The sequence below is a fragment of the Hungatella hathewayi WAL-18680 genome, assembly GCF_000235505.1.
Taxonomy (GTDB): Bacteria; Bacillota; Clostridia; order Lachnospirales; family Lachnospiraceae; genus Hungatella_A; species Hungatella_A hathewayi_A.
The window spans coordinates 128,667-137,489 of the sequence record NZ_JH379029.1; the positions used below are offsets into that span (position 1 = coordinate 128,667).

An 8,823-nucleotide genomic window follows, 5' to 3' on the forward strand; every position below is an offset into this window, starting at 1 on the left:
GGTTAGTGTACGGATATGGTGAAGGTTGGGGGTAACAGTGAACGTCTCATTGTTTGACCAGCCCTGGACGGTGGCGCCATACAGTTTCATCTCCAGCACGGCACTGGCCGCCAGGGTATTGTCACCGGCTGTGGTGCTTACTTTGTAGGGGGTGTTTCCATAATTGGCATCCGGGTCGAACCATTTTGTCTTGTCTCCGGCCGCGCTGGTTGGGACAGCTTCGGTTGACTTTCTCACTGCAAACATCACTTTCTTATCGTTTCCGGTTCCCGTCAGTTTTGTGGCATCGTTGGTGAAGCCGCCTGCGGCATTTGTGGCTATTGCCGTGATGCTGACGTCTATGGGAACTGTTGATGTGTTGGTGATTTTGTACTCACCGGACTGGGCTGTGATCCGGTTGACCTGTGGGTCTGTCACTGTCAGGTTGGGGTTCATCTCGAAGGCGGCCGCTGTCGGTACTTTTACACTGATGCTTGTTACTTTGATAGTTCCTGTCAGGACGGAGTTCTGGCTTCCTCCTACCGTTCCTGCGGCATTTGAGGTTGATATTGCCACATCTTCGATTGTTGCATTTGCCAGGCCCGACGCGTAGGACGCCATGCTGCCTGTCACTGCCATTCCTACGGCCAGCGCCAGGGCCGCGGTTTTCTTCATTTTCTTATTCATTTTCTCTTCCTCCTGAATCCTTTTGATTTTTTATTGCTCCTTCTCATTACTGCTTTTCTATCAATCAGTCGCGTTGACTGTACTGATTTTCAGGGTGGGGCTTACGGTGAACTCGTATTCTCCGTAGAAGTCCGGTGATATCTTTCCGTAGAGGTTTAAGTCCGTGCTTCCGTTTGCCTCGATTCTTGCCACAAATATGTCTCTTCTTCCCGGCAGGAGGGCGTACTGCTCGAAGTCCGCTTCACTGCTGTATGAGACACCGCTGGCTCCCAGCACCAGGATGGCGGTTCCGGGGTCTCCCACTTTGGAGACTTTGTCCAGAAGCTGAAATTTCTGCTCCGGCCCATTGCCGAACTTGGGGGAGAAACGGATGTCCTCCTCGCCGATTTCGGCTACCTGGGAGATTTCTACCTTCACCGGCACCACCGAGTGGTTGGCTACACGGATGACCGGGCTCTGTATCTGCTCTCCAGGGTATTCCGGGCTGAAGGGCTCTGTGGTGTCGATGTTGAATTCAAACCCTCCGGCCGGCAGTTCCACGGAGATTAAATCCACCTTGATTTTTCCCCGCAGCTCAGATTCTGCGGTTGCTGAGGATTCGTCAACGGGGAACTCCAGGGTTCCCATTTCGGCCGCCGCTCCTGACAGCACTTCTCCATAGGCTGGCGGGGCATCCCTCTGGAACGCGTACAGGATGATCATGCCTGCCGCCAGACAGGCTCCCAGTTTTCTCAATGCTCCCTTCCCCCTTTCATTCCAGCAGCGTCAGCTTGATCTTCACCGCCGCCTGCCCCACATACTCTTCGCTGTCCTCCCGGTAGGCCAGAAAAACTGCCGTGCAGTCATAGCTTCCCGCTTCCAGTCTGGTATCCGGAGGGGCTGACTCCACATAGCTTCCCGGCGGGATGGCTCCGGTCTCATAGATTTTTTCGCCCGTGTCATCCCTGGTTATCTCCACACGGATTAATTTCCCCTGGTTGGACGGGTTTTCGATCAGCCAGTTGATGTTCCGGTCCGCTCCCGATACCCGGCCTGACGGGGTGGCGTTCATGGACATGGCAAGCATGCCCTCCTCCACTACGGAATCCAGCTCCTGCTGGCGCTCTTCCAGGCTCTTTCCGGGGATATCTCCCATGATTACGTTGGATTCATATACCAGGCCGGCGGTCTTCTCCGCCGGCCGGCTCCGGCTGAAATAGACGCCGGCCGCCGCTCCCGCCATGCAGAACAGCCCCAGGGCCAGCACGGCCACTGTGAATCTTTGGTTCTTCCCCGCATGTTCTTTTTTTCTTCCTGCACCTGCACTCATGTTCTGTGTACCTTTCGTTTCTGTCTTTGTCTTATTCATTCAGCTAAGCTCCGCTGGCCGCATCGATTCCTTCTGTCTTTGATCTATTCTGCCCATCTCATATCCGGACCGCTCTGTTGTCATTCCAGCACATACAGGGTAATCTTTGCCGTTGCGCGCCCAATGTAGGTATCCTCGCTAAGCCGGTACGTATCAAAGCTGGCCGTGCAGGCGTACTCCCCTTTGGGAAGTTCCACATCCAACGGGGCTTCATCGATGTACTGCTCTGGCTCAATATAACCGGAACGGTAGATTTCCTCCCCGGTATCATCCCGGCTGATACTTACCGTGAATCGGTTTCCATTTCCCGGCGGGTTTTCTATCATGAAATTGGCTTTGCCCTTTCCATCCTGTATGTAAGGGGTGGCGTTAATGGAGAATGCCACCATTCCCTCTTCTACAATGGCATCCAGCTCCCTCTGGCGGCCTTCCGGGTCATTTAAGGTTCCCGTCTTCACATTCCCCTCCGCCTGCAGGCGGGGGATGGATGCCTCTACAGACTGGCTGCTGGCATAGACAAAATATCCGGCTCCTGCTACCACCGCCATACAGAAGACTGCCGCCAGAGCCACTACCAGGATATTCAGTCGGTTTCTTCTTTCTCGCATTCTGCTTCTCTCTCTTTTCTGCTCTTTCTTCATGTCCGGCTCACTGTTTTTCTCCAAGAACTCTTAAGGTAATGTCTATGGACAGGTTCCCCACCGGTGTCTTCTCCTCAAACAGCTCCAGCACCACTGTCACAGGATATTCTCCGGGGGGCTGCTGTTTCTTCAGCGGGATGGCCTCCACATAATTACCCGGGTCTACCCGTCTGGTATTTCCCAGCAGTTTTCCGTCTTCTTTCGAATACAGGCTGACTCTGGCGCTGTAATGGTTGGTGGACGGATTCTCATACTCTATGTTACATTCACGGCTTCCTTCCTCCATCGTCGGCAGCTGGTTCATCACCACCCAGAAATCTCCGGCGGCTACCTCCTGGATTTCTCCGGCGTGGAGGGTTCCCGTCCGGGCATTTTTATCCGGCTGGATATCAATCTGCGCCTGGATTGGGGCTGGGAATCCCCAGACTGCCACGATGGTACAGATTCCCAGACTGACTGCTGTTACCAGGCCCGCCACAGCCAGAAATCCGTTCAGTTTCCTGCTGCGTTCCAGCCTTTTTGTTTTCTTTCTGCTCTTCTCCATGCCTCTGTTCATCCCCGCCATTGTCTATCGGACCACTACCGCATCCGCCGTATCGGTGTAATCACTTTCCGACACTCCGAACCAGTAGCCGATTTCATACTCAAACTGCTTTGTCTCCGCCACATGGATGCCGCTGTATTCCATGAAATACCGGTATGGCAGCACTCCTCCGTACTTCAGCCGGTACTCCATCCACGACGTTCCGCCCGCCGCCGCATCCCTGTCATAATACTTCTCGCCGGACAGAGGGCCGCTCTTCCCTGCCAGGTTCGCAAGTCCCAGTCTCACTCCTCCGGTGTCAGCAGCCAGCATGCCGGTGTTTGAAAGTGCAATGCTTGCTTTTACCGGCGTCAGTACCGCGTAGCCGCTTTCTTTTTTTGACTCCGCCTTCAGAATCTTTCCGTCTATGGGGTACGCGTTTTTGTTGGTAATGTTTAAATCCACGCTGTAATCCTTATGGTCTGTCCCATCCGGCGTCAGCTGGGCCATGGTTACCCTGACCGGCATCATCACACTCAAGGTCTTGCCCACGGAGCCTTTGACGGTCATCTGTATTTCGTAACGGTCAGTTCCTGACGCCCCTTCCAGCAGGACATAACGATCCTCCGGTTTTGTGTAGGCGGCCGCCCGGCCAAGGCTCACACTGCTGACATTTCCCAGGCCCGTAACCGGATTGTTCAAAGACTGTGATAAGCCCTTCAGGTCAGTTCCCCCCGCTTTAAAAGCCAGGTTTGCATTGGCATTCGTGTAACCATACTTGTGATAATTGCTGTCCGACCCGGTTACATCCGTGTATGTTGTCTGGTCAAAGGCATTTCCCGCATCTCCTGTGGTTCCCGGTGTGAAGGTGCTGTCTGCTGGGCCAAAAGAGCGGAGCTTCATATCGGTGATTGTCACGGAATTTGACCCACTGTCTTTCAGTGTGACACTGCTTCCGCCTTCCGGCGTATCCTGGGCAAATTCCACTGCTATGGTTGTTGGAGCCTTAAAGGTCGGATAGCCTTTCGTTTTTTCCGTATCTAAGCTGGTGTACCAGACTCTGTCTGCTCCGGTTTTCAAAGTACCATTGTAGGTATTCAAGAAAGCAGCCATTTCACTGGTTTTCATTTCATCTGTAGTTAGACTGGTTACTCCACTTCCATCCCCTTTTTCATGTGTTCCATTATTTGGATTTAATGTTGTATCCGCATAGCAGTTATCAATCGTTCCGACACTTAAGTTAGCAAAGGCTACCGTATCTCCTGCATTATAACAATTTGAAAGAATGGCCGAATTTCTTGTACCTCTTATATCATCACCCACGAAAGCCGCTACAAGAACATCACTTCCTTCATTGACGATAGTTCCCAGATTATAACAGTTGGTAATCTCCACCGGATTGCTGGTTGGAATGACCGCCCCCATAAGCAGTGCGCCAAAATTATCTTTGCAGATTACTTTGGAATCAACTCCAATTCCCAGTTCCGTGACTTTGGCCGGATATTGTGCCACCCCTATCAGTCCAAGATAACTGTCACCATTTAGATACATCCCATCGATTTCCGTTTTACCCCCATGGAAGGTCCCTTGATAGGGATATGAATAATTACCAATAGGAGACCATTTCAGTGCGTTCTCTATGTTGGCCAAATTTTTCTCACCAGTATACCCGGTATATTTTTCTCCAAAGAGGTTGATATCTTTTGCCAGTTTTATGTTCTGGTTACTGGAAGAAATCTTTTCTACGTTAACCTTCCAGGCAAACCAGGCCAGCTGCTCGGCTGTCTGTATCTGATATGGGGTCGTATTACCATTTCCGGTCGGTTTTTCCATATCTTTGAGGACACCGTATTCCAGAGCTTCGCCTACCGGCTCCCAGTTCTCCGCCGGTGGCAGTCCTGTGGCGCTTAAGACCGGATAGGGGCTCGTCTTATCGTAAGTCCAGGAGAGGTCTGTGGACTGCTTGAAACTGCTTCCATTCAACCGCCAGGCAGCTCCCCAGGTTCCAAAAGCTTCTGATTTTACTACTTGACTGTTACTGCTGATTCCACCATAAACATGTTCTGCTTCTATCAGGCAGTCTGTTATATCCGCATCAGCAGCAGTTGAATAATTGCCCTCAATCGAGCCCGCATAACCGCCAGACGCCGACACCGCTCCGGCATTATAACATCCTGTTATGGTTACTGTCCCACTTGTTGCGGCTCCCACGATTCCACCAATCATAATATTGCCTTCCACATTTCCTCTGTTCATGCAGTTTCGAATGACCGCATGGCCGGCAGTACCCCCTCCTGACAACTGGGCGCCCAGAATACCTCCTACACCGTTTCCTCCCGGTGCGCTGATATTTCCTACGTTATAACATCCATCCAGTATTGTCTCTGACGCAATGTCTGCCCCACCAACACAGCCTCCAAAATACATGCCTGCTCCACTAAAGGTTCCTTTTAAAGTTCCTTTATTTCCACACTCGATTATCTCTACGCCTTTTCCATTCACATATCCTGCAATTCCTCCGCTGTACCCCTTTGTCGTCTCTATCTGGCAGTCGGAAATGCTGGTTTTCCTGATAGCAGCATTGTCCCCCAGGGTGCCGAACAGTCCTTGCTTTTCCGTGCCTTTTGCCAGCATGGCAGTTATGGTATAGCCGTTTCCGTTGAAGGTTCCCGTATATCGTTTTCCATCCTCATCACTGCCAACTGGTATCCACTGCAATGCCTTATTGATGATATCCGGGTCCCCCGTGTTATAGGCAAACCCACTGTACAGCCCTCCAAACAGATTAATGTCTGTCTTTAACTCCGCACAGAGTCCTGGCTTTCCGTTATTCACCTGATAGGCAAACCACGCCAAATCCTCCGCGGTCCAAATAACATATGGATTCGCCGCCTGGCCCGCCGTACCTGACGATGTCATGTCCTGACAAAGAGGAGCCATTACAGCTGCGCCTACGTCCCCCCAATTGACAGCAATCTGGCTGACGGTAAATATGGGATAACCATCATTTCGCATGGCGCTCCGCTCCCATCCATTGCCGCCCAGCCCTTTGTTCAGATTTTCCAACAGACCTCCGGTACCGTCAGCGGCCGCCGTATTCATTTCGGTGGTCGTCATGGCCCGGCTGTCTTCCACCGTGGTCTGTGCTCCACTGCCAACCGCGTTTAGATTGGAAGAACTACTGGTATCTTTATTCCAGTAGCAGTACTTAATTCCGCCTCCTGAACCGTTTGTAAATGCTCCTGCAATCGCTCCCGGTGTTCCCGATGATGTGGTAATGCGGCCGGTGGTGTAGCAGTTGCTGATCTGCTGGGTTCCGCTTCCAGCCGTTCCCTCGTAGTTGCCGATAAAAGCACCGGTCATGCCGGTTTTTCCTGTGATGGATGCCCGGTTATAGCAGTTTTGAATCGTAATCTGTTTATCCGTGGCTCCATCGCTTTTGACAGTACCAACAAAACCGGCCGCTCCGTTACCACCAGTGGTGCCGGAAGCAGTCACACTGCATGTGGTGTAGAGACCAAGACCTTTGATTACGGCCCCGCTTCCGGCACAGCCGAACAGGCCGGCGTATCCATCCTCGACCACGCTCATATAGCCGATGGCTTTTCCATTTCCGTTAAATGTTCCGCTGTACACGGAACTGGATGTGCCAATGGGCTTCCATCGGATGGGGTTGTCTGTACTCCCTTTATACCGCTCACCGGTCAGGTTGATATCCATCAGTAAGTCTGCATTGAGGGAAGGGCTTCCGGTATTTACCTTTGCCGCCAGAACTCCCAGATGTTCTGCCGAACCAATCTGGAATGGTGTGTCCACACTTCCATCTCCTGACGGCATAGCGGGGGAGGTTATCAATCCGTCGATAACTCCCTGGCCTACCACAGACCAGTCATTTGGGCGGTCCAGTTCACCCCAGGTTGGGTATCCTCCCTCTGTGTATGTCCAGGAACCGTCCATGCTTTGACCGTTCAGTGCATAGGCAGCCGCCCAGGACTGAAGCTGAGTCTGAGTTAAAGCTGTCACTCCATTTCGAAGGCCACCGCCATTTCCTGAGCGCGAAAAGCAGTTGGATGTCATACCGCGGCCACCTGGTACAATTGCAGCTAACCGGTTTCCACTCATACTCCCTACGTTATAGCAATTGCTGATTCTTTGTCTGTCTTCACCAAAAGCATTGGAAATACCTCCACAGCCGGCTAAGTCTCCACTTCTATTCACAATAGACCCTTTATTGTAGCAATCCGTAATGATACCTGCATAATACACCATGGATGCTGAAGAAAAATAACCTACTATACCGGAACCAATTCCCCCGGTAATCGTAATCGTCCCCTCATTTCCACATTTGCTGATAAATACTTGCGTATTGCCAACTTCACCGGAAGCTATTATCCCACCAGCCCGAAAACTCCCCGTAATATTGGCTCTGTTAATACAATTCGTAATAATAACTGTTCCACTGGGAGCGACTGCAATCCCCGCACATTTCGAACCGCTCAAAATACCATTCGCACCAATTGTGACGTTCTGTATCGTACCGTTAGCTACCACATTAATCAAAGCCTGGTTTCCACGAAGGTAATCAATGGTATGATTCCCTCCATCAAAAGTTCCTGAAAGCTGGGTAATGGCTATCCAGTTTAAAGGTGCATCAACACTTCCCCCGAAACCATCTCCACACAGATTAATGTCGGCGGTAAGCAGTATGTTCTGGTTCCCTGCCGCCATTTCTCCGGCATTCACCTTTGATGCAAACCAGGCCAGGGCTTCCGGTTTCCCTATCTTCCATGGGTCTTCCGCCGTGCCACTGCCCGCAAGCGCACCAGAGGACTTTAAACCTGCTTCCGTCTGGGCGGCCCCCACGGCTGACCAATCCGCATAGTCAGCGTATGTAACAACTTCACGAGGGGCTACCTTGAGCGATACCGTCCGAGATATCCCGCCTACGGTGGCAGTGACAGAGCCGGCCTCTGTCTGTGGTGTTTCTGTGTTCTCCTGTGTCGAGTGGTCCTCTTCTTTAATCGCTTCTGAATCAAGTCCTGTCTGTCGTTCTGTAACCGGTTCTGTAATCGATTCTAAAGTGGTCTCTTCGGCCTGGTTTTCTTCCGCGGCGGCGGTAAACGGCTTTATTCCCGGCATGATGAGAACCGCAAGCAGAAGACTTAACGCCCAGCGCTTCCTATTATGTTTTTTCCGTTCCGCTCTCATTCCGTTTCCTCCCACGTTTTGTTATCTGGCTGCTGCATTTGTCTGATTGTTATTTTTACTTTCTGGTTCACGGCCGCTTTCTATCAGTATCTGGTTGTTTTCATCAATGCGAATACTGCCATCTGCTTCCCAGTCAATGGTCTGCCCGTCAATTTCAACGGGCAGGATGAGTTCTCCGTCTGTCACCGCATCGGCTAAAGAACGGTCCTCGGGCAGAGACAGGGCAATGGCGGATACCTTGGATGCGGATGCGATTGTTTCCTGGTCACTCAATGCGAAGGATTCTATCTGGGGATAGGCTCCATCAGTGGTATACCAGGTTCCCGGAATCTCCGGGTCTGCTCCTGTCATGCGGCTGGTGCTAAGGCCCTTCAACGGAAGTCCGAATTCTCCGGAAGTTTCCTCCGCGAACTGGACGATCTCACCGGTACAGGCCA

6 protein-coding genes and 1 pseudogene are annotated in these 8,823 nt (G+C 51.8%); all 7 read right to left on the minus strand.

The genetic code is table 11. The features are described from left to right. The coding region (locus HMPREF9473_RS27860; RefSeq protein ID WP_006782305.1) for a hypothetical protein at nucleotides 1-666 on the minus strand (666 nt) is incomplete at its 3' end. A gap of 60 nt (nucleotides 667-726) precedes the next feature. Further along, complete coding sequence (locus HMPREF9473_RS21410) at nucleotides 727-1,401, minus strand: hypothetical protein (RefSeq protein ID WP_006782306.1); 675 nt, start codon at nucleotides 1,399-1,401, stop codon at nucleotides 727-729. Nucleotides 1,402-1,417: 16 nt separating this feature from the next. Next, nucleotides 1,418-2,014, minus strand: coding sequence for a hypothetical protein (locus HMPREF9473_RS26550; protein WP_006782307.1), 597 nt, complete (start codon nucleotides 2,012-2,014; stop codon nucleotides 1,418-1,420). Between the two features lie 80 nt (nucleotides 2,015-2,094). Further along, nucleotides 2,095-2,622, minus strand: coding sequence for a hypothetical protein (locus HMPREF9473_RS26555; RefSeq protein WP_138669774.1), 528 nt, complete (start codon nucleotides 2,620-2,622; stop codon nucleotides 2,095-2,097). 40 nt (nucleotides 2,623-2,662) lie between these two features. After that, nucleotides 2,663-3,199, minus strand: coding sequence for a hypothetical protein (locus HMPREF9473_RS21425; protein ID WP_006782309.1), 537 nt, complete (start codon nucleotides 3,197-3,199; stop codon nucleotides 2,663-2,665). Nucleotides 3,200-3,223: 24 nt separating this feature from the next. Then, entirely contained in the window at nucleotides 3,224-8,386 is a 5,163-nt protein-coding gene (locus HMPREF9473_RS21430; RefSeq protein WP_006782310.1) for a hypothetical protein, read from the minus strand. A 21-nt stretch (nucleotides 8,387-8,407) separates the two neighbouring features. Further along, nucleotides 8,408-8,823: pseudogene (locus HMPREF9473_RS21435) on the minus strand (hypothetical protein); the annotation flags it as partial.